The 22,132-nt window shown below is 34.5% G+C and carries 16 protein-coding genes; 8 read left to right on the top strand and 8 right to left on the bottom strand.

The window, feature by feature from the left end:
• The first annotated feature begins 696 nt into the window (after positions 1 to 696).
• From ACP6PL_RS00460 to ACP6PL_RS00435, 6 genes are all read left to right on the top strand, one after another.
• Positions 697 to 4,986, top strand: coding sequence for a tetratricopeptide repeat protein (locus ACP6PL_RS00460; RefSeq protein ID WP_426541410.1), 4,290 nt, complete (start codon positions 697 to 699; stop codon positions 4,984 to 4,986).
• A 299-nt stretch (positions 4,987 to 5,285) separates the two neighbouring features.
• Positions 5,286 to 6,125 carry a glycosyltransferase gene (locus tag ACP6PL_RS00455; RefSeq protein WP_426541408.1) on the top strand — a complete coding sequence of 280 codons (840 nt, stop codon included), beginning with the start codon at positions 5,286 to 5,288 and terminating at the stop codon, positions 6,123 to 6,125.
• Positions 6,126 to 6,221: 96 nt separating this feature from the next.
• Positions 6,222 to 6,770, top strand: a complete 549-nt coding sequence (locus ACP6PL_RS00450; protein ID WP_426541406.1) for a hypothetical protein — start codon at positions 6,222 to 6,224, stop codon at positions 6,768 to 6,770.
• Positions 6,767 to 7,705, top strand: a complete 939-nt coding sequence (locus ACP6PL_RS00445; RefSeq protein ID WP_426541404.1) for an O-fucosyltransferase family protein — start codon at positions 6,767 to 6,769, stop codon at positions 7,703 to 7,705. The genes ACP6PL_RS00450 and ACP6PL_RS00445 overlap by 4 nt, the downstream gene beginning before the upstream one ends.
• Positions 7,706 to 7,987: 282 nt before the next feature.
• Entirely contained in the window at positions 7,988 to 8,911 is a 924-nt protein-coding gene (locus ACP6PL_RS00440; RefSeq protein ID WP_426541402.1) for a class I SAM-dependent methyltransferase, read from the top strand.
• 408 nt (positions 8,912 to 9,319) lie between these two features.
• Positions 9,320 to 10,771: a sodium:solute symporter family transporter gene (locus ACP6PL_RS00435; RefSeq protein WP_426541400.1), complete on the top strand. Its 1,452-nt coding sequence runs from the start codon at positions 9,320 to 9,322 to the stop codon at positions 10,769 to 10,771.
• 357 nt (positions 10,772 to 11,128) lie between these two features.
• Here the strand turns inward: ACP6PL_RS00435 and ACP6PL_RS00430 are convergent, their stop codons facing one another.
• A complete protein-coding gene (locus ACP6PL_RS00430) occupies positions 11,129 to 12,211 on the bottom strand; it encodes an RNA-guided endonuclease InsQ/TnpB family protein (protein WP_426541398.1) in 1,083 nt (360 codons plus the stop codon).
• Between the two features lie 151 nt (positions 12,212 to 12,362).
• A complete protein-coding gene (locus ACP6PL_RS00425) occupies positions 12,363 to 13,184 on the bottom strand; it encodes a class I SAM-dependent methyltransferase (RefSeq protein ID WP_426541396.1) in 822 nt (273 codons plus the stop codon).
• Positions 13,185 to 13,550: 366 nt separating this feature from the next.
• Between ACP6PL_RS00425 and ACP6PL_RS00420 the strand changes: the two genes are divergently transcribed.
• Entirely contained in the window at positions 13,551 to 14,240 is a 690-nt protein-coding gene (locus tag ACP6PL_RS00420; RefSeq protein WP_426541394.1) for a phosphorylase family protein, read from the top strand.
• On the opposite strand, the gene ACP6PL_RS00415 is transcribed toward ACP6PL_RS00420, so the two are convergent.
• The 6 genes from ACP6PL_RS00415 to ACP6PL_RS00390 form a co-directional block, all read right to left on the bottom strand.
• Complete coding sequence (locus ACP6PL_RS00415; protein WP_426541392.1) at positions 14,230 to 14,790, bottom strand: Crp/Fnr family transcriptional regulator; 561 nt, start codon at positions 14,788 to 14,790, stop codon at positions 14,230 to 14,232. The genes ACP6PL_RS00420 and ACP6PL_RS00415 overlap by 11 nt on opposite strands.
• Positions 14,791 to 15,056: 266 nt before the next feature.
• Positions 15,057 to 15,404: a hypothetical protein gene (locus ACP6PL_RS00410; RefSeq protein ID WP_426541390.1), complete on the bottom strand. Its 348-nt coding sequence runs from the start codon at positions 15,402 to 15,404 to the stop codon at positions 15,057 to 15,059.
• A gap of 476 nt (positions 15,405 to 15,880) precedes the next feature.
• Positions 15,881 to 16,624 carry an alpha/beta hydrolase gene (locus ACP6PL_RS00405; protein WP_426541388.1) on the bottom strand — a complete coding sequence of 248 codons (744 nt, stop codon included), beginning with the start codon at positions 16,622 to 16,624 and terminating at the stop codon, positions 15,881 to 15,883.
• A gap of 269 nt (positions 16,625 to 16,893) precedes the next feature.
• On the bottom strand, positions 16,894 to 17,406 hold the full coding sequence (fldA, locus tag ACP6PL_RS00400; protein ID WP_426541386.1) for a flavodoxin FldA: 513 nt from the start codon (positions 17,404 to 17,406) through the stop codon (positions 16,894 to 16,896).
• A gap of 79 nt (positions 17,407 to 17,485) precedes the next feature.
• Positions 17,486 to 17,674 (bottom strand): hypothetical protein, encoded by a 189-nt coding sequence (locus ACP6PL_RS00395; RefSeq protein WP_426541384.1) that lies wholly within the window; start codon positions 17,672 to 17,674, stop codon positions 17,486 to 17,488.
• A gap of 723 nt (positions 17,675 to 18,397) precedes the next feature.
• The gene (locus ACP6PL_RS00390; RefSeq protein WP_426541382.1) at positions 18,398 to 19,432 is read right to left on the bottom strand and encodes a chlorophyll a/b binding light-harvesting protein; all 1,035 of its coding nucleotides are present in this window, start codon (positions 19,430 to 19,432) and stop codon (positions 18,398 to 18,400) included.
• Between the two features lie 1,392 nt (positions 19,433 to 20,824).
• Here ACP6PL_RS00390 and ACP6PL_RS00385 point away from each other — a divergent pair.
• Entirely contained in the window at positions 20,825 to 21,823 is a 999-nt protein-coding gene (locus ACP6PL_RS00385) for a glycosyltransferase family 2 protein (RefSeq protein WP_426541380.1), read from the top strand.
• The last annotated feature ends 309 nt before the right edge of the window (positions 21,824 to 22,132 follow it).

Raw genomic sequence — 22,132 nt, 5'->3', positions numbered from 1 at the left:
ACTCTAAATTTAGCCGTATAACGCACCCTACAAGTTTTGCTATTAGGGAGTAGGAAAGAGGGAAAATATATTAACGTTAAACTGTATCTCACCAAGTTGCAAAATATTCTAAGCTAAGTAAAAGTTAAAAAAATTCCTGATAGAAGTAAAAAATCTAGAAAAATCTATAATGAACTAATTTTAGGTTTGGGTAAATAGTTATATAGCAATTCCTATACTTGTTAGGTACAAAATTCTAGATTTTAGGGAACGCGTACCAATAGAGGGAATAGGAAAGAAAAAAAGATAGATTTAGCTTAGTGAGAAACACTATAAGTATTTTATACCAAATTTGAATAATTTTTAGGATTTGGGAAAAATACCAAAGTATAAATATAAAGTAGTTGTCACCCTAAAGTATTAACGCATGATATAGCGGCAAGTCAAAAGTTAAAAGCGAGTGTGTAATTCTGAGGTCTCCATTTCCTGCGAAAAGGCTACGCCAACAGAATGTAAGACGCACATCTGACATTCAAAATTCAAAAGCAATCTGTGAGTGTGTTTTAGCATTTAGCAATCTCCTAACCTAAATGCGTAGTGCTATAGTTATTAACTTTATCTAATCATCTTTATCTCCTCCTTTTTGTCTATTCCTTTTGCCTGCGCCAAGCTATGTATTTTGATGACTAAAAAATATCGTAATTAAATTAATTTACTATGCTAATAGACACAAAAACCGATACAAAAAATCAAACTATGCAAGACCCTAAGTATGCCAAAACCCACTATAGATTAGGGCAAATTTCGGCTAAACAAGGAAAATTAGAAGAAGCTATTACTTGTTACCGTACAGCTATTGAAACCGATCCATATTTTACAGAAGCTTACTACTCTTTAGCCAATATTTTAGTCAACCAAAACCAGATAGAAGCAGCAGTAACTCTCTCTCAAAAATTAATTGAAATTCAACCCAATCTATGGCAAGCTCATCATAATTTAGGCCAGATATTAATTAAACAAGAAAAATTTTCTGAGGCAGTTTCAGCTTACCGCAATGCCATAGAATTAAACCCAAACTCTTCTCTATCTTATTTTAAGTTAGCAGAAATATTAGTAAAAGTAGGGCAACTTTCCCAAGCAATAAATGCTTACCGTAAAGCAATTTCAGTAGATCCAAATTTTGCCGATGCTTATCAGTATTTAGGTGATGCTTTAGTAGATAAGGACAAGAAAGAAGAAGCAATTAAGGTTTATAAAAAAGCAGTTGAAATTAAACCTGAATTATGGGACGTGCATCATAAGTTAGGTAATCTTTTCCAAGAAAAAGAAGAGTTAGAAGCTGCGGTTGGTGCTTATAATAAATCCATAGAATTCAAGCCAGATTTTTCTTGGTCTTATAATAATTTAGGGGATGTTTTAGTTAACTTAGGGCAATGGTCAGAAGCAGCTAAAGTTTATGACCAAGCTGTTAAATTGAATCCTGATTTTGCTTGGGGTTATTATAAATTAGGAGATGTTTTAGTTAACTTAGAGAAATGGTCAGAAGCGATCGCTGCTTATCGTCAGGCAGTAGCTATTAACTCTCAAGCACCCTGGTATCTCTACAAGTTAGGAGCGCTTTTGCATCAACAGGGTGAGTTGGAGGAAGCTGTTGGTTATTTGCGTCAAGCAGTAAGGCTCAAAACAGATACGTCTGAGTTTTATCTAGGTTTGGGGACAGTCTTAGTTAAGTTGAAGCAATGGTCAGAAGCACAAGAGTATCTCCAACAGGCGATAGCATATTCTGCTGACTCCTTTGAGACTTCCCATTCAGCAGCAGCGTATTATTATTTGGGAGTCGCTAAGTCTGAGCAACAGGAGTGGTCAGAGGCAGTGGAATTTTACCGTCGTAGTCTAGAAATAAACCCCGATGGAGGTGAGTGTTGTTTAGCTTTAGCAGAAGCTTTTGGTAAATTGGAACAATGGTTGGAAGCAGCAGAATATTATCGTCAGGGAATGCTTTTATCTGGGGAGTCAAATCAAGTTTTGTTCCGTTTAGGACAGGCGTTGGGGCAATTACAAAAGTGGGCAAAAAATGTTGAATCATCTCCAGAATTAGATGTTAAACAAGAGAAAATTGCAGATTTCCAAGGAGAAGTTTATAGTTCTCAGAAAGCAGTTACTCAAGAACCAAAAATAATCTTATTTACACCTTATTACAAAGCCAAACATTCAGAAAGACAAAAGGAATTAATTTATTGTCTGGAAAAAAATACAGAATGTGATGAAATTGAAAAAATTGTTCTAGTAATAGATGACGATCATATCCCAGAAGTCGAAAGTCCCAAGATTGAAATTGTCAAAATATCTGCCAGACCTACCTATCTTGACTGGGTAGAATTAACCGAGCAAAAATGTCAGAATCAAATTTCAATACTTGCCAATACTGACATCTATTTTGATGAATCTATTGCCCGCATCCGAGAAATATTTGCTGCCGATCCACAAGGGTTTGTAGCTTTAAGTCGTTATGAAAAAGAAGCCGGAAATCAAACATTACACAAAAGTCCTCATTGGTCACAAGATGTTTGGGCTGTTTCTGGAAATTTTAAATTTACAACATCCTTTAAAAATTCTCTAAGAATTTCTTTAGGAGTGCCTCGCTGCGATAATAAAATTGCTTACTTATTTGCCATTCATGGTGCCCCAGTTTATAACCCATGTCATCATATTAAAACAGTCCACGTTCAGGAAAGTCAATTAAGATACTACGATAAATATGGTGATACAAGCATTTTGGGTGGTACAGCATGGGTTTACCCAAGTATTGTAATTAATGAACCATCTAAAATACAAATAGATTTGTGGACATTAAACTCATCTAATGTGAGCGGATTACAAATCAATAAAACATGGGATTCTTTGAATAAAAAGAATCAAAAGGAAGAAAGTAAAAAATCAGAAAATAGCGACAAGGAAAAATCTAAGGAAAAGAAAATAATCCACAATGTTTTAGGATTTGACTCTGATTGGCAGTACCCGGCAATTACAGAAAAATATGCCTATCAAATGGCAAATAAATTCTTAACCAAAGATAACTTTGAGCAAAATGTTGTTTATTTTGGATTCCCTTGGGCAACATTGATTGACAAACTATTTCACAGTCAAGATAAAACCGAAGCCAATGTCTTAATAGAAAAGTTGAATAGCTTTCAAGATGAACTGAAAAAATACAAAAAAATTATCACAGTTTGTCAACATATCCGAATGTTAGAATTTGAAGAAATTTTTGGCGAAGTTGGTATTACTGACATTTTTTGGTCACATACAAAAAAAGATGAAAATGTTCTCCCTTCTTATCCACATATTTCATTGCATCCTTTCCCACTTTATCCCGTACAAGCAATTGATATTGAGGCAACAGAAACAGAAAATAAATATTTATACTCATTTGTGGGAACTCGCCCGAACAAATCTTATTTGACAGATTCAAGAACTAAAATTATTGATACTTTATCAGATGATAACCGAGGATTAATAATAGCAAGAAATCAATGGCATTACAACAAAATTGTCTACGATCATCAAATTCTCAAAAAGGTGGAAAAAACTGATGGTCTTGTAGATAACTCGGCATCAGAAGAATTTACACAAGTGATGCAGGAAAGTGTATTCGCCCTTTGCCCATCGGGATCTGGTCCAAATTCAATTCGTCTCTGGGAAGCTATTGGTTTGGGAGCGATACCAGTTGTTTTAGCTGACACTTACTTACCCCCTGGCGATCGCGCACTCTGGGATGCAGCAACAGTTACTTGTTCGGAAAAATTAGAAGATATCAAAGCGCTACCCGATCGCTTGACAGAAATACAAAAAGACGATGCACTCCTCCACAAAAAACGTGAAGCACTCAAACAACTGTGGATGAGATACGGAGGAGACTGCTTTGTATATGACATCACGAAATTATTTTTCCAATATGCGTCAGGCGATCTGGGAGCAACCAAACCCAAAAACAAAGCATCCAAAGGTTTAAAGAAAGTAGCTAATTTGTTAGCAACTAAGAAATTAACTAAAGAAGACTTCAAACCATCCTATACTTGGCCGAACCCAACATTCCCATTCAGATTATATTATGATAGCCCCAACTGCCGAATTTTCATCATCGAAAATATTCAGCATAACTGGAAATGGATGGCAGAATGTCACGAACGTTTCCGCAAAACAGATTTCTTCTTCGTGATGACAGGTTGGTATCAAAGTCCAACTTTTGCTGATGAAGCAGAGGCAATTTTTTCCGTACTTAAATTAGATAAGAAACAATTTTTCTTCATGTATAATTCCCCTTTGGAAATGGAAAATTTTGCAGAAAAAGGTTTTCAAGGCGATGTCATTAACCAAAATGCCTGGCTTGATGAGAAGGCGATCGTGCAGCATCTTGGGAAGGAGAAAATATACGATGGCATTTATGTAGACTTTAACAAGAAATCTAAACGCCCTCAACTGGCAGCTCAAGTTTCCCCATTAGCATTAGTAACAAAAGCTAATCATGGAAAAGCTTTTACTGATACACCTCCATACAAATATCTCAATGAGCAACAACTATCGCCAACAGAAATGTGGGAAGAAATCAATCAATCTCATTGTGGTTTAGTTTTATCCGCAGAAGAAGGAGCTTGTCAAACTTCCAGCGAATATCTATTGTGTGGCATACCAGTCGTATCCACATCTTCCTTGGGAGGACGTGACGTTTGGTATAACGAACATAACTCCATTATTTGCGAGGCAACGCCAGAAGCAGTTGCATCTGCAGTAGAAAAATTTGTGCAAAACCCTCCTGATGCACAACGCATTCGTCAGCAACATATAGAGCAAGCAAAAGAGTACAGAGAAAAGTTTATTCAGGTAGTAGCTGATGTTTTTAAGTGCTTTGGAGTTGATGTCGAAGCATCAAGCTATTTCCAAAATAATTTTTATAACAAAATGAGGAAAAATGAACACATTGATTTTGTCAAATCTCTTTTTGTTTGAAATTGAATAGTGGTCAGGAGCATAATTGGCTCGTAGTTGGGCTTTAGCCCTTGCAATCATTATATTCGGGCTAAAGCCCAACTACAAACAAAAACTCTAGAAACTAATAGCTAGTTAACATAATTGGAGGCAAAAAAAACTCTATGAAAGTCGTAAATTCAGAAACTCAAAATATCGGTAAACATGACTTTAAACCCTCCTATACTTGGCCTAATCCAGCCTTCCCATTCAGGGTGTATTACGAGAGTCAAAAATGCAGGATTTTTATTATAGAAAACATCCAACACAATTGGAAATGGATGTCTGAATGGCATCAACATTTTCGGGAAACAGACTTTTTTTTCGTTTATTGTGGTTGGTATCATAGCCCTTCTTTTGCTAAAGAAGCTGATAAAATTTTTTCCCTGCTGAACTTAGATAAAACCCAATTCTTCTTTCTGTACAATTGCCCTCTAGAAATGGAAAATTTTGCAGCAAAAGGTTTTCAAGGAGAGGTGATTAATCAGAATGCTTGGATTGACGAAAACTTAGTTATGCAACCACTGAATCTCGATAAAATTTATAATGCTATTTATGTAGGTCGTCGCAGTGCATTTAAAAGACATTTTCTTGCTTCTAAAGTATCTCAATTAGCACTTGTAGCAGGAAATAATCACGGAAATACTGCCTCAGAAATTCCTCCTCATAAATATTTGAACGATCGCCAATTATCATCAGAAGAAGTATGTGAAAAAATTAATCAAGCTTACTGTGGTTTAATTTTATCTGAAACTGAAGGTGCTTGTTTTGCCTCCAGTGAATATCTTTTATCTGGAGTACCTGTTGTTTCTACACCCTCAAAAGGAGGACGCCATGTTTGGTATGACGAATATAACTCAATTATTTGTGAACCAACGCCAGATGCAGTTGCTTTAGCAGTAGAAGAATTTGTCCGGAATCCACGCGATCCACAGCGCATTAGAGAGAAGCATATCGAAAAAGCACAAGAATACAGAGAAAAATTTGTTAATGTTTTAGATGATATTTTTAAGCGTTTCGGTGTGGTTGATGTAGATCCATTTAATTATTTTCAGGCAAATTTTTTCCATAAACTTAGGAAGTCTTATAAACCAGATTTTCAAGAAATTTTTGGTAATTAATGCCAGTTATTTTCTAGCAGAAGTTACTTGATTCAGTTATCTGATTTTCTTTGTTTACTGAAGATAATTAATTAACAATATTTTGGAGCATACTCTATGTCTATGAAATTTGATTTGAAACAATTTATTAACCCGGTTTTTGTAGAAACAGGAACCTTTCATGGTGGAGGTGTAAAAGCAGCCTTAAATGCAGGGTTTGATAAAATATTAACTCTTGAAGTTTTCGCACCTCTTGTTGAAGAAAATTCTGTGAGATTTGAGAAAGAAATTGAACATAAAAAAGTTCAAATTATCCATGGTGATTCAGGATTTGTTTTGAAACCAACTATCCAAGAAGTAAGTAGTAATATAACATTTTGGCTTGATGCACATATACAAAGCATGAATGGTGGTGGCGAAGGTTCAGAACGTTGCCCCATTGTTGCAGAGCTAGAACAAATATTAGCTACTAGAAAAGAAAAAAAAGATATTATCTTAATTGATGATATGCGTTTAATTGAAAATAGAAGTGCTGGTTGGTCTGTTAACTTAAATGAAATGTACAGATTAATTTGGGAAATTAATCCATCTTATGTTTTAAAAAGAATTGATGGACATATACCTTATGATGTTCTTTGTTGTATACCGGGTGATTACGCATTATGAATACTATTATTTGTTTTCGTCAAGGAGGTAATAATTTACGCCTTGGTAATACCTTAGTTTGGGTAGAACAAGCAATTAATTGGTGTAAAAGACATGATTTTACCTTTTGGTTGCCAAATGCAGAACAAATACTAGGGGAATTATGTGATGATTCTAGTGATGTATTTAGTATGCCTTTAAACTGGGAAGAATCAATCTTTTATCAGTCAGAAAAGTTTAGAGGATTTTTAGGACGAATTGTTCAAAGTATGAATGAGGTAAAAGAGAAAGATTCTGTAAGTGATTTTGCCTTTGCTTCTTCAATAATACCTGAAATTCTTGCGTATATAGATCCTAATGGGAATACTAATTGGTCTGAGATACCAACCGATTTAGTTGAGTTCTTTAAAAAACACAAATTAGTCATTGTAAACGACCCTTATCCTTTCAAATTTCCTGATGGACATTGCAATGAAAATTTATATTTACGACCGTCAAAAGCATCAATTGACTTTGCCAAAAAATCACTAAATCAAAATACTAACAATATTGGCATACATATTCGTCAAGGTGATTATAAAAATTGGCAAGGAGGTCGATATTATAAAGATTCTGCATTTTATAACGAGCTTATAAGTTCGATATTTAAGAAGTTTGAAAATACAGATGTTAATGTTTTCATTGCTCACAATGGAGAGTTTGAAATATCGGAGTCAAATCAACAGTTACTAAAAAATAATCAGTTGCTTTATTCAGATAATCAGCTATCAGATGAAATTAGAGATTTCTTACTTTTATCTACATCTAATATCCTAATAGCTCCCTTGTCTACTTTCTCTCAGCAAGCATTAAAGTGGGGGCAAAGAAACAATTATTCTTCTGGAAAATGGGTACCAATTCAGTCAAATTCAAATATCCCAGATATTTTGGATAAAGTTGATTTTAATTTGAATTAAATCAACAGGGAATTTTTTGCTAGACAAAAAATTCCCATGTTTTGAAGTAAGCATTCAGCCGTCAGAAATTAGCTTCAGATATATAGGAAGTTAGATGACAATATTGAAACACTAAAATTCTTACTGAAGTATGATTTAAAGAACATATAAAACCTTAACTCTCTATAGTCAATATGTTTAATTACTTCACAGAAACAAAAGCTTATTGCTGAGTGCTAATAGCTGAATGCTTACGTTTTGAGAGTTCTTGAATTTTGAAAAAGCTAAAGAATATTGTAGACAATGAACAATTACGAAAACATAAAAATAAAACAAGAATCTAGCCACAGTAATTCCTTTAAAAAAATTGTGGAAGATGATAAGAGTTGTACTTATTTAGATGTAGAAAATTCACATAGTTGGTCGAGAAACTATCCTCTTCATAAACTAGAGAAGTTTTTTCAACACATAGCACCTAGTGAAATTGTTACTATAGGGGATGGTAAGGGTGGACATGAGGCACAAATTGCTAAAAAATTTGGCAATAAAGCAATCGCCACTGATATTGCTACAGAAATGCTAGAAGTTGCCAAAAAAAGAAACTTAATTGATGATTTTGCCAAAGAAGATGCCGAAAATTTATCATTTGCAGATAATTCCGTTGATTACTGTTTTATTAAAGAATCTTTGCATCATTTACCGAGACCATACTTGTGTATTTATGAGATGTTGAGAGTTGCCAGAAAAGGGATTATTTTAGTCGAACCAAATGGCGATCATTGCTATAAAATAGGCAAAGAACAGTACGAATCATCAGGTAATTATAAATATCAATTTACACTCAAAGAGCTAATTCAATGTGCAGCTTGTTTAGGATTTAATCACGTTGCTTATGGATATTCACCCAACGTTAATTATATTTTGAATTGTCTTTGTTTTAAACAAGAATTTCCAGAAAAGTGGGCGACAAAAGAAACAAGACCAACACCTATGGAACTTGCAGGAAGATTAATGCGATGCTCTGTTAAATATGGAGATAAATTTCAGCAATCAAAACCAGATTTTGAAAAGGCAGTTGATGAGTGGTACAAAAATCACGATCCTCATATTAATCCATTGCTAGTTTTTATGATATTTAAGAATGCGATTTCACCACAATTAAAAGATGTATTGAGAGAATGTAATTTTGAAATTCCTGATATTAAGCCCAATCCTTATACTAATTAATACAATTTTCAGATAAATTAAAAAGTTATAGGGACCTTGTATCCAAGGTCCCTTATAATATATATGGCAAAATAGTAATATAATAGGTCAGTCCTAAAATCTTCAGGATAAAGGAAATCATAACTATTTGCTAACTCCTGTCTTCCCTATTCCCTACTCCCTACTCCCTAATTAAAATATGAACAACTTCAACATTTTCAAATCTGCCTATTTCTGGTGTTTCTGCTTTACCATAATTTTCCTACTTTCCCTAGACTTTTGGTCATGGAAACAAACTATTTCTTTTTCCTTTCTCCATCTCCCACCCTGGGTTTTCTATTTTATTGGTTTGCAAATTATCCTCGCCTGTGCTATTTTTATTTTCTCTCAAACTTTCTGGAAATCTGAAACTGAAGAGGAAAATTAATCATGGTCGAAAACCTAATTCCTTACTTGTTTATTGGTGCATATTTACTCTCTACTTTAATCGTTGGAATTATTGGTTATCGTAGCCAACAAAATACACCAGAAGATTACTTTCTAGCAGATAGAAAAATCGGCTCTGTAGTTCTATTTTTTACTCTTATTGCCACAAATTTTAGTGCCTTTGCTTTTCTCGGACTTTCTGGTGCTGGTTATCGAATTGGCATCAGTTTTTATCCAATGATAGGATTTGGTACTGCCTTAGTCGGAATTACATTTTATTTCATCGGTTATAAAGTTTGGCTTTTCGGTAAAGAAAAAGGTTTAATTACTCCTTCAGAATTAATCGAAAATCGTCTCCCCAGTCAACCACTTAAACTACTATTTTTAGCCGTGATGGTAATTTTTACCATACCTTATTTAACCCTACAACCAATCGGTGGCGGTTATATGATAGAAAATTTAACTAATGGGCAAATTCCCTATTTTTGGGGAGCAGCTTTTTTGACTTTCATCATTGTTTTATATGTGTTTGTGGGGGGAATGAAAAGTGTAGCCTTAACCGATGTTTTGCAAGGGGTATTAATGTTTGTTTTAATGATAGTTGCAGTAGTTGCTATCTCCCAAAATATCGGTGGCTTTGATGAAGCTAATCAAACTGTTTATCAACTCAAACCAGACCTTTTTTCTCGTTCTGGCATGAATAACTTTTTCACTCCCCACAAATGGTTTAGTTATATGTTGCTTTGGGGTTTAAGTGTGCCGATGTTTCCCCAAATGTTTATGCGTTTTTATACTCCGAAAAGTGCTAATTCACTCAAACTTTCTGCTAGTTTATATCCATTAATTACTTGCACAATGTTTATTTGTCCGGTTTTAATTGGAATGTGGGGTCATATTAATTTTCCCGATTTAGTGGGAAAAGAAGCAGATAGAATTTTTCCCATGATGTTAGCTGAATATACCTCAACTGGCATTGCTTCATTAGTAATGGTAGGAGCATTGGCAGCCTTCATGTCAACCCTTGATTCTCAACTTTTAGCATTAAGTTCTATGATGACTAGGGATATTTATATTGTTTATATTCGCCCCCAAGCTTCCCTAAAAGAACAAACTTTTGTCGGCAAAATTTTAATCGTTATTTTAGCAATAATTGGTCTAATTTTAGCAGCAAATCCTCCGGCGACAATTGCAGCGATCGCTACTCAAGCTTTTACTGGTTTAGCAGTATTATTTCCTACAGTTATTGCTGCTTTATATGGCAAAAATATTTCACCTCTGAGTTGTATGATTTCGATTATTTTTGGTGAGATAGCAGTTATTGGTTTTCAGGTAGGTATTATTCCTAAAAGTTTCGCTTTAGGATTTTTGCCAGTAGTACCGATAGTGGTAATTTGTAGTTTAATTATTTTCATAACATCAGGCATCACTAAATTACCTGAACAGCAGAAAAAGTAGGAAAGTTCCATGGACTCCCCTACAATTAGATTGAATTGATAGGATTATTAAAGTATAATATTATTTAAGCATCAAACTGACCTCTGCTGGCATTTTTTTAGTATAAAAAAGGGTAAAATCTTTACCTGTAAATGCTTTTAGACTTAATCAGCAAACCCTATATTAATTTAATCATAAAAATTCGGTAAGTGGGAAACCAGCTTGTTTCCATCCTACCGTGGAAACAACACGACCGACAATGTATGGAAATCAGTTTTTCATACCTATTTGCTACTGCTTCATAAAACCGATATAAAACGTCATAACATGACATTTTACTGTTTACTTCCTGCTTCAACTGAGACCGTCGGCGGCTACTCATCCACAAGCATTGACGGTCAAGCCGACCGCATCTCTCAAATTAATACTAGCGTTTAAATCTCTGTCTATTGACAAGCCACACTCAGGGCAGTCATAAGTCCTTACATTTAACGGCATATCTTGGACATGACCGCAGTTTGAGCAAGTTTTTGATGATGGAAAGAATCTATCAATGACTACCAACTCAGATCCGTACCATTGACACTTATATTCTAGCTGTCGCCTAAACTCATAAAATCCTTGGTCGGCTATAGATTTCGCTAGCTTATGATTGCGTAACATTCCGCTGACATTTAAATCTTCTATGACAATACTGCCGTGGTTTTTGGCTAAGTATGTTGTCAATTTATGAAGTGCGTCTTTGCGGATGTTGGCTACTTTTCTATGCAACTTGGCTATCTTCAGTTGTGCTTCCCTCCAGTTAGCAGAGCCAACCTTTTTATGACGATGTAGGTATTGCAGCCGAGATAACTTAGCTGTCATACTCTGATAGGATTTTACACTTTTGAATACCTTTCCATCACTTAAAGTTGCTAAGGTTTTCACACCTAAATCTACACCGATAACATCAGTTTTTTTTGGTGTGGTTATGGCCTGAAATTCATGGCTACAGCTCAAATACCAATCACCTGCTTGTCTACTAATGGTGATTTTTTTAGTTGTTGCCTCAATGGGTTCATAAGTTTTGACAATACCAATAAAAGGTAATTTGTGGCTCCATCCGTTTAGTTCTATTGGTTTTCCACAATTATCAATTGTGAAGGAATCATGTTTACCTTTCTTCTTAAACCTTGGACGCTTACCCAACCCTTTAAAGAACCTCTTAAATGCTTCACCTAAATTGATGAAAGCATATTGATAGACCCTTGATGACAAGTTTTTCATCCAAGGGTAAAGTGGTTTTGTGTGATTGGTAAAAACCTCTCTTAACTTTCGAGCATTAGGCTTGTAACCATCTCTGTAAGCAGCATTCCACAAACTTAAACCCCAGTTATAGCACCATCTGCTATACCCCGCGTGTTGAGCCATCAGAGTTTTTTGCTGGTTATTCAGTTTGAGCTTGGTTCTAATGGATTTCATTTCATTTATTTGTGTTTCATGTGCGCAGCAAACACAATCTGTCTAATAGTACAGTTTATAACGTATTATATCGTTATTCTTTGATTAAGTCAATGCTCCCCATCTCTCCGCACTTCCGACACTTCCCACCCTCCCCACACTCTTTGTCTAATTAAACCAATGCTACCGGATTTGATATGACATCAGATTTTTGAGCAATAACTCCTACTGTGGCATAATAAATAGCTGATGAATTGGAGTCATCTGCAAACAAATAAAAGTTTTCAATGTCAGACTGGGTTGCTTTACCAGTTGCAATATATTTTTGTGCAAGCTGCATTGTAGACATTTTCATCATTTTGGCTATTCCCGATCCTCCAGCAGAAATAGGAGTATCATTTTCTAGGGATAACTTTTGCCAGTCATACTTCTGAAATATCTCTGGCAACTTCCTCCCTAAAGCGTAATCCATTCCTTTATCTGCAAACATCTGCTCAATAGCAAGATTAACTTGATTGAAAGATTGACACATTCTATTATCTCCCACAACAGCTTTAGCTGCAGAAAAATCTGGTTCTTCAATCACTATCCATCCACCAGGTTTGAGCAAATCTAACATCTTTGATAAGGCAACTTCAAAGTCTAGGATATGGATAAGTAGGTAACGTACATGGATTAAGTCAAAGGATTGATTTTCGAGGGCAAGATGGCGAACATCTGCTTGTAATACCTCAAGATTCGATGATTGAACATTCGCTAAAAAACGAGTATCTATATCCACTGCCACCACTTTTCCACTTTCTCCAACAATTGTTGCTAACCATTGGGCGATAGATCCTGCTCCTGCTCCCACTTCCAAACATTGCCATTTGTTCGTAATTCCGGTTGTTAAAATTCGTTGGCGAGTTTTGGGGTCAAAAATTTGTTCGATCGCCTGTAGTCGCTCTAATTCTTTAATATTTTGAGCATCACTAAATATATAAGATGTTGACATTTATAAATGATCCTTTCTTGTTTTGTTACTTAGATATTGGTAATTAATGGGATGATTTATCTTTTGGGGTAACTCCCCTGTGCCAACCCCGGTGAGGACAACCAGGAAGGAGTTGCCAAGACAAATTTCATCTTTTGATTTACCAATGCCATTACTTATATTTCTAACTAATTCTCAGATATGTTACTAACATAGCCAAAACCTTAGAATTATTTTAAACTTTTACCGAAATATTGTGGTTTAAAGCCTCCCCTTGGATAGGGGATAATAAATAAAAATTTTCCTGTTCGTCAATCCTCTTATTTTCAATGAGAGGTAATTCTAAATTCTAAATTCTAAATTCTTAATTCTTGAAATCTAATGGAAATGATTGATACAATTTTAGTTGTCCAAGGGCCAGAATTTAAGTCTGTGAAGCGAGGTCTTAGCTGTAGGTTATCTGTAGCTCCAAAATTATTACCTCTACCAATTGGTTTTACATCTGTGACTCGGTATTTGCATCAATGGCAAGAAAAACAGGATTTTTGCTCTCAGCAACCATCAAGAGTATTGGTAATGGGATTATGCGGTAGTCTCTCTAGTCAATATCAACCTGGAGATGTGGTTATTTATGATGAGTGTGTTTTATTTGATGAGTCTCAGTTACTTCGGCAAAAGTGCAATGATGTTTTGACTAGCGAATTGCAAACACATTTACAAGGAAAAGCATCTCTAGTTAGAAGCTTAACTAGCGATCGCTTCATCTACAAGGCGGAGGAAAAACAACTACTGGGAAAAAATACTGGTGCACAAGTAGTAGATATGGAAGGTTTTGCTATTCTCAATTTCTTTGCTAATCTTTCTGTTTCTGTGGCGATGGTGAGAGTAGTCAGCGATGACAGTTACTATGACCTTCCCGATCTCTCTTCTGCTATAACATCATCTGGAAATTTACGATCCTTACCATTAGCGATCGCTATGTTTCGACAACCACTTGCTGGTTTGCAACTTATTCGAGGTTCGAGGAAAGGATTAAAAGTATTGCAAGAGTTGACCAATTGTCTTTTTAGTGATTAAAAAGAATTAAACAGTTACTGTGTGACCACCCAATTTTATTTTCCTGTTCAAACTGATTTAGTAGTCGCGTTACTGTTACACGACTGGTACTAATAATGTCAGCTATTTCTTGATGGGTTAACCGAATATCAAGTATTTGCCCTTCTGGCAGTTGATTCCCAAATCGATCTGCTAACCATTTTAATAATCTCAATAGTCGCCATTTGATTTTTCTAGAATGAATAATTCTTAAGAGTTCTTGAGTTCTTTGAATATGAGAAAGCATTACTTCTTGAGCATAAAAATAACCCCTTGGTAAAATACTTGCCTCGACAATAGTTAAACATTCAACTTGATAAGGATACAAAGGAAATAAAGGTTGACCAACAATGTCTCCTTGACCCCAAAATCCTAGAGTAATGATATTTTCTTCTTCATTTTTGGTTAGAGTACGAACTACTCCAGAATCTATTCGCCATAATAATACATCTGTCAATGGCATTAGTTGACGGCGTTTAAATTGATGGCACTTTAATTTAGGGGATGCAGTAATTACTGAATTTAAGCTCACTTTTCTTCTCCTATTTATGTTGCAGAATCTGTATTTTTGTGAGCATTTCCTGGGGAATGCTGCACTAACATTCATCAGTCATCAGCTATCAGTTATATCAAATCCAGTAGTATAGGTCTCGTAGGGGTTTGCTTACCAATCGATAATGGATAATTAGAGATAGTTTTCATTATCCATTATCAATTAATGAACAAACCCCCTACCAAATTTAGGTTTTTTTGCCTCTTATGCAACAGTTACTTCTCAGCTAATTTTTTTTGAGTAAATTAATTGTGAGTTGCTGGGTTTGTACCTTGGGAATGAGAGTATTGTGAATTAGCTTCACATACTTGTAAGGCTTTTGCTAGATTATTATTTGTTTCATAGTCACTACAATTTATTGCTGTTTCAGTAAGTGCGCTGTAAGGATGTACAGTACATTTTAAACGATAGTCTCCTGTAAAAAATGTACAGCGACTACAGGGAATTTGATGTAGTCGTTTAAGATAACTTATTCCTGACTGAAACGTTACATAAAAATTACGTAAACCTATAATAATTAGTGATATCATACCAATCATAAAAATGGTACGAGCTAGACTTTGAAGTATTTCTTCAGGGAGAAAATTAATCATAGTTTCAACTATATAAAATAAATGCTTGGTGAAAAATTCCTAGCTAGAGGTAGTAGTATAACTAGCCAAAAACTGAAGCGATCGCTAACTATATTAGTTATAGGGTTTATAAGTTAAAAATAATGTCAAATAAGACACTATTTTATGCTTGAAATCAGTAACTAATTAGGATTTGCTGAAAAAGTCTGATGTATGAGGGGAGCATTGAAGTAGGGGCTTCGTCAGATTTGCGACCTACAGTGAGGAATAATGGGAATTACAGAGGATATAGGAGGAATAATTGTCTGAGATTTTTTTCTCTATTGTCTGCTAAAATGCTGACATTTTCAGTAATTCCCTCCTAAAAGCTGGCACTTTTTTAGCACTAAAAAGACTTTAGCCTTTATCTGTAAATGCTTTTATGCTTAATCAGCAAGCCATAATTAGCAATGATGATATTCTAATTAACTACTGTGCAAATATCAGCAATAGAACATTTAACTTGCTATTACTTGTGGAGTGATATCCGATAAAACTAAGCTATTTTCTTGCCAAAATTCTAGAAGTGGTTTGGCTACATTTAGAGGTGAAAAATGATGGAAAAAATAACGACCTTCAGGACATTCCCAAATCCGATCTTCTGGTTTTAAAAATGGTTGCCATCCTTGAATTAAATTAGGATCGATAATTACATCATCATGGCTACCACATACCATTAAAGGTACAGGAACTTCTCTCGGAATCATACTTTGGCGTTTTAATAATGAATGAGGAGATGGAGATAAATCTAAATCTCTCTCCAATATCCTGACTAAATTTTGAGTAATTTTTCTATCTTGCTCGCCAAATAAACTTTTTACCATATTAGCCAAACTTATTTCACGACTACAAGGTAAAAGATGGCGATGTACATAATAATGTGCTTGCCAATCAACTGTGGGATGAACACCTACAGATAATAAGGTTAAAGATTTCACTCTTTCTGGATATTTACGAGCATACATTAATCCTACTAATCCACTTGTACTATGACCAATAAGATGAATAGGTTTATTTATAGATTTGAGATAATCATGAAGTAAAGTTACAGCTATATCTGGAACACAAGGATCGTCGGGAGTTTGCAAATAATCCCATTCTGCAATTAAAACTTTTCTAGATAAGTAACGAATTAATCGCTGATTAAAAATTTGTAGACTAGGGCTGGTATTTAACCACAATACATCTGGAATTTTAGACATTGCTCTTCATTCTCCTAAGTTATTAAGATACTAATAAATAAATAGTACCTTTGAGTAGATGATAATTTTGGGAGAAGGAAGTATCTGAAATTAGAAGTATATATTGAGGTTTTCTAGTATTATTTTTTGGGTCTCAACTAGATATTTCTCAAACATTACTTTCCGTTTTTTCAGAAATCTTCCTTCTATTATAAAATTTGAAAGTTAAAGGAATTTATTTGACTTAATTAACTTTAGTAAAATCTGAGAACTTTGTTAATTAAATTAGACTAAACTCCAAAATCTGTTTTCACTTGTCCTACCCATGTTTTAATCCGTTCTTCTGTTAATTCGGCTTGATTATCTTCATCTAGGGCTAACCCTATAAACTTGCCATTTTTAACTGCTTTGGATTCAGTAAAATCATAACCATCTGTAGACCAATGTCCAACAGTAGTACCTCCTAAACTAGAGATTTTTTCCTCCAACATACCCATGGCATCTTGAAAATTATCAGCATATCCTATTTGGTCTCCTGTACCAAAATAGGCAACTTTTTTGCCGTTGAAATCAATATTATCTAGTTCATCAAAGAAACCTTCCCAGTCACTTTGTAGTTCACCAATATTCCAGGTAGGACTGGCAATAATTAAATTTTGATAACCATTAAAATCTTCAGGACTTACATCAGTCATATTATGGATAGTAACTACTCCGTCACCACCAAATTCTTTCTGAATAATTTCTGCAGCTTCTTCAGTTTTACCTGTTGTGCTACCAACAAAAAGACCGATTTTTGACATTTTTACCTCCGTAGTAGTAGTTTTTTTTCTTATACTTTAGATATTGGTTTGAGAACTTTTCAAACTCTTGAATTAGAACTTAGTCATAGTCTAATTCATCACAATAACCAGACCAATCACTGTGTAGTTTGTTCATATTTTTGTTTGTAATTATTGTTTGACTTTGATAACTATTTTCTGCTTCTAAATCCTTGAAAAAATATTTGCGATCGCAGTTGTTTTCATATCGTTTTATTTTCGATGAAGCTAGTTTTTTTGAATCTGTCATTTTTTTCGATTTCCTATACGTGATTTATCAAATAAAAAAATGTTACTATCATATTTTATCTATTTTAAAATTTGTTAGATAGATATTAATGATTTTTCAGATATTATTTGAGAATTTTAAATTGTTTATTCTTTGATTAAGTAGTAGCTATAATCAAGTTAAAGGCTATCTAGCAAAAAATAGTTATGCTTAAATTTTAATTTTTGTCTGAAGTGATATCTAACTGCTGCGCTCAAAATCTATTAATTTATACCCTAGGGAAAATTTGATAAAAATTTTCAATAAGCTAGCAAAATAAAACTCAATATAATTTTATCTCCTGTTGATTAATGATATGGTTTAGGTAAAGCAGCAAAAACTAAAAAGCGATACATAATAAACTTCTCTGAAATTAATCTCAAAACCTTGTAATTCTTAGGCTAAAATTTCGTTTCTGGAGATGTCGAATCTTTTAGGTTGTGCTTTCATTTAACCTATCCTACAGTATTCTCCTCAAGATAAATGCGAAAGATTTCTATTTACTATTTATATTTACTCACAACTACAGTTCGGTTGTCAAGCCCTAAAGCAAAATTTCTTAGTTATAGCAATTTTTCGCTTCCCGAATCACTTGCCAACAGATTGGCTACAGGCTTTCTAGTATAACCCTTCCAGAGATATAGATTGAGAGTTGGAATCTCAGAAATCAGATTCAAAAATTCCAACTCTCAAACACTTATCAGATTAAGATTCTTCTGCTACACTATTTAAAGCATTTTCAACACGCTTAAAGTCAAAACCCATAGCTCGCAGAGCGTGCCAGAGATGACCTTGTAAGAAGAAGAATCCTAAGAAGAAATGAGAATTTGCCAACCAACAACGAGCAGTATGAATACCTAAAGGCAACTCTACACTGTCCGCAAAATAAGGAGTAATTCCCAACTTAATATCCAAAACTGGACCGTAAAACTCTACAGGATAAGCTAAAGTATTAACGGCACAGAAATAAGCTGCAACAAATGCTGCTAGAGCAATTCCACCTAGAGAGTAAGAAAGAATTGCTTCACCAGAGAATATGAGAACCCGCTTCGCCCAAGGAAGAGGTTCCTTAATAATGTGCCAAATGCCACCTAAAACTAGAAGAAATCCCACATAAATGTGACCTCCAACTAAGTCTTCTAAACTACTAATAGTGGCAAAATGAGTTTGATATCCATATATTACTAATGGATCAAGAGTGGGATTTGTTACTACATGAACTGTTTGAGTTGTCGCATCATAAAGCCCACCAAAATACATAGCTTTGGCTACTAATAATAAAGCACCAAATCCTAAGAAAAGTAGGTGATGACCTAAGATAATACCGAGTTTTTTAGGGTCATCCCATTCAAAGTGAAAGTTCTTCGCTCCACCTGTTGCATCTTTTAAACTTTCTGGAGCTTTAAAGGTGTGAAAAAGCGCTCCTGCACCTAATACTGCTGATGAAATTAGATGTACAACACCAATTACAAAATAGGGATAAGTATCTACAACTGCTCCACCTTTTCCAATTCCTAAACCTAAAGTTGCTAGGTGAGGAAGTAAGATTAAACCCTGTTCTCCCATGGGTAAATCGGGGGAATATTGAGATATTTCAAACAGAGTAAATGCTCCAGCCCAAAAAGTAATTAGAGCTGCTTGACCTGCATGAGCAGATATGAATAAACCAGATAGTTTAGCGAAGCGGGCATTTCCAGCCCACCAATCGTATTTAACTTCTGGAGTACCATAAGTTTGCATGAAGTTTTACCTCTTTGAATTATGGTCAATAGTTTTTCAAAACAGTACATACTAATTTTTATACATTAATTAGTAACTGCCTATACTCAACATAATTGTTGAAATAAATCAGAAAAACTGTATGATTAATTACTTTTTTTTGAAAAGATATAGAAAAACAATTAAGAGATTATTAATCTGATTATAGACAATATAATTTACAATTGCTAATGTCTCAGCAATTACAGTAAAGATGGCTTTTGCGCTATTTTTTGTCTCTATTTTATAGAGATTAAATTATCAAAAATTAGGTTAGTAAGACTGATAATTTTGCCAAAATTATCTATTTTTAATCACAGAAAATTAGATGACTTTTATATAAAAAAATACTGCTACTATTAGCAAAATTTTCTCAAAAAAGACAACATTTATGGCAGTATTAGGAATAAAACTGCCTCAAGATAGATTCTAATTTTCTGTAATTTTTAGTCGTGAGCTGATTCTCTTGAGAATGCGATCGCTCATCTTAGCATCAACTTGATACTCAGTCCTTATTCTGTATTGTTGAAATGAGTGGAAGATTTTTCTTTGGTCGCTAATTGTGGTATCATATTTTCAATCAAAATACATATCTTTGGCCACTAATTTGTAGTGGTCATTTTTTTGCCTTCAGGTTTAAAAGTCCATTACAAGTCCACAAATCAATAGTTTTTGATTTTTCTGGAAAAGATTAAATCATAATGACAGTTGTCATAGATATTGGCCTTGTAAGTGAAAGTATATTACATACTTATTGCAACTAATATTCAATAAATTTCTGATTTTGTCAAGTATATTTTGAGATTTTTTATCATTAATTTTTGCAACACAACTCAGCAAAACCTTAAAAAATAACTAAATTTTAGCAACATAACTTGTTTATGTTGGTAATAAGCATTATTAATGCAAATTTTTTTAGTAAAATCTCAAAAAAGTATTGACAAGTTTTTTCATTAGGTTCATAATAATAATCACATTGCTTATGGTGTTCTTCTCTCTGGTAGGACAACGTATTATAGAAACTTTGAGTCCCTCAGTAGATACTGATAAATTTTATCAGTTATACTGGAAAGCAATTAGGGACTCTTTATTTTTTTGCTCCTCTACATTAGGCAAGTCTAAATCTATACATAGATAGTTGCATTGGAAAAAATTAGGCATAGCACTCGGCAAATATTTTAGGAAATTGGTAAAAGCTGAAAATCTTTTGCGATCGACTTTTATCTGATTGCCTTCTGCGTAGCAGTATATATTTATAGATTATTATTCTGAATGTGAGGTTACTAAGTAGGATATAAGTAAAGGATAGACTACTAAAAACCTAAATCAGTAAAATACCTATAAACATATTGATATTCATCAGGAATAATTTTGATGTCAACTACTGCTACAACTCCACGGGTGAGTGTGATTATACCCGTATACAATTGCGATCGCTATATTAGTCAAGCGATAGAAAGCATTTTAGCCCAAACCTATCAATCTTATGAAATCATTGTGATTGATGATGGCTCTACAGACAATACCCGTTTGGCGCTGCAACCTTATATTGAGACGATCAATTATGTATATCAAGAAAATCAAGGGGTTTCAGCTGCTCGGAATCATGGTATTGATTTGGCGCGGGGAGAATTAATCGCTTTTTTGGATGCAGATGATTTTTTCTTACCGGATAAACTGACTGCTCAAGTGGGAGTATTTGACGCCCAACCAAATTTAGGAATTGTTCACAGTGGATGGCGCAGAGTGAATCAGCAGGGTGATACTATTAAGGATGAGACACCTTGGAATTATGTGCCTAAGTTAGATTTGGAAGGATGGTTGCGGTGGAAACCAATTGGCACAATGGGTACTTTGATGTTTCGGCGACATTGGTTAAAACAGGTGGGGAGTTTTGAAGCAGGATTAGGTCAAGCGGAGGATGTAGACTTGTTATTGCGTTTGGCTTTGCAGGGTTGTGAGGCTGATTGGTTACGACAGTCTACTGTTTGTTATCGTCAGCACGATCGGAATACTATGCGGGATGGAGTTTCTCAGGCGCGATCTATTAATCGGGTTTTGGATAAGTTTTTTACCTCTGAGTCTCTACCTTTGGGGGTTAGGTTATTGGAAAAGCAGGTGCGTTACAATACTTTGGTTTGGAGTTCTTGGTATTTGTACTATACAGGTTTTTATTCTGAGATGGTGGAGTATTTACAAAAGTCTTGGAAATATTCCCCCTATTTACCTGTGGGAACGGTGATTAATTGGATTGAGAGTTTCACAGGATTTTCTGAGAATATGGGGGATGATTTAGATGCTGATAAATTGGCTAAAACTTCTGAATGGCAAAATTTAATGGGTTGGGTGATTCGTAATAGTCAGATATCGTGATATCAAATCTGAATAATAAGCGAACAAAAACTTTTTGTTTGTAGTAGGGCTTTAGCCCTATAGAACCCATTTGAGATCTATATAATTATGCTAGTCTTGTCTTTTCGTGCATCAAGAATGAGGAAAAATTATCTCAAGGAGTGTTGAATTTTTTTTATTATTTCTCCCCACATCTTCCCTCTTACCTCTTACCGAAATATTGTGGTTTAAAGCCTCCCCTTGGATAGGGGATAATAAATAAAAATTTTCCTGTTCGTCAATCCTCTTATTTTCAATGAGAGGTAATTCTAAATTCTTAATTCTTAATTC

Source organism: Dapis purpurea BLCC-M126 (assembly GCF_050015975.1).
GTDB lineage: Bacteria > Cyanobacteriota > Cyanobacteriia > Cyanobacteriales > Microcoleaceae > Trichodesmium.
The sequence above is the reverse complement of the archived record's forward strand: the minus strand, read 5'-3'. Positions and strand labels throughout refer to the sequence as shown.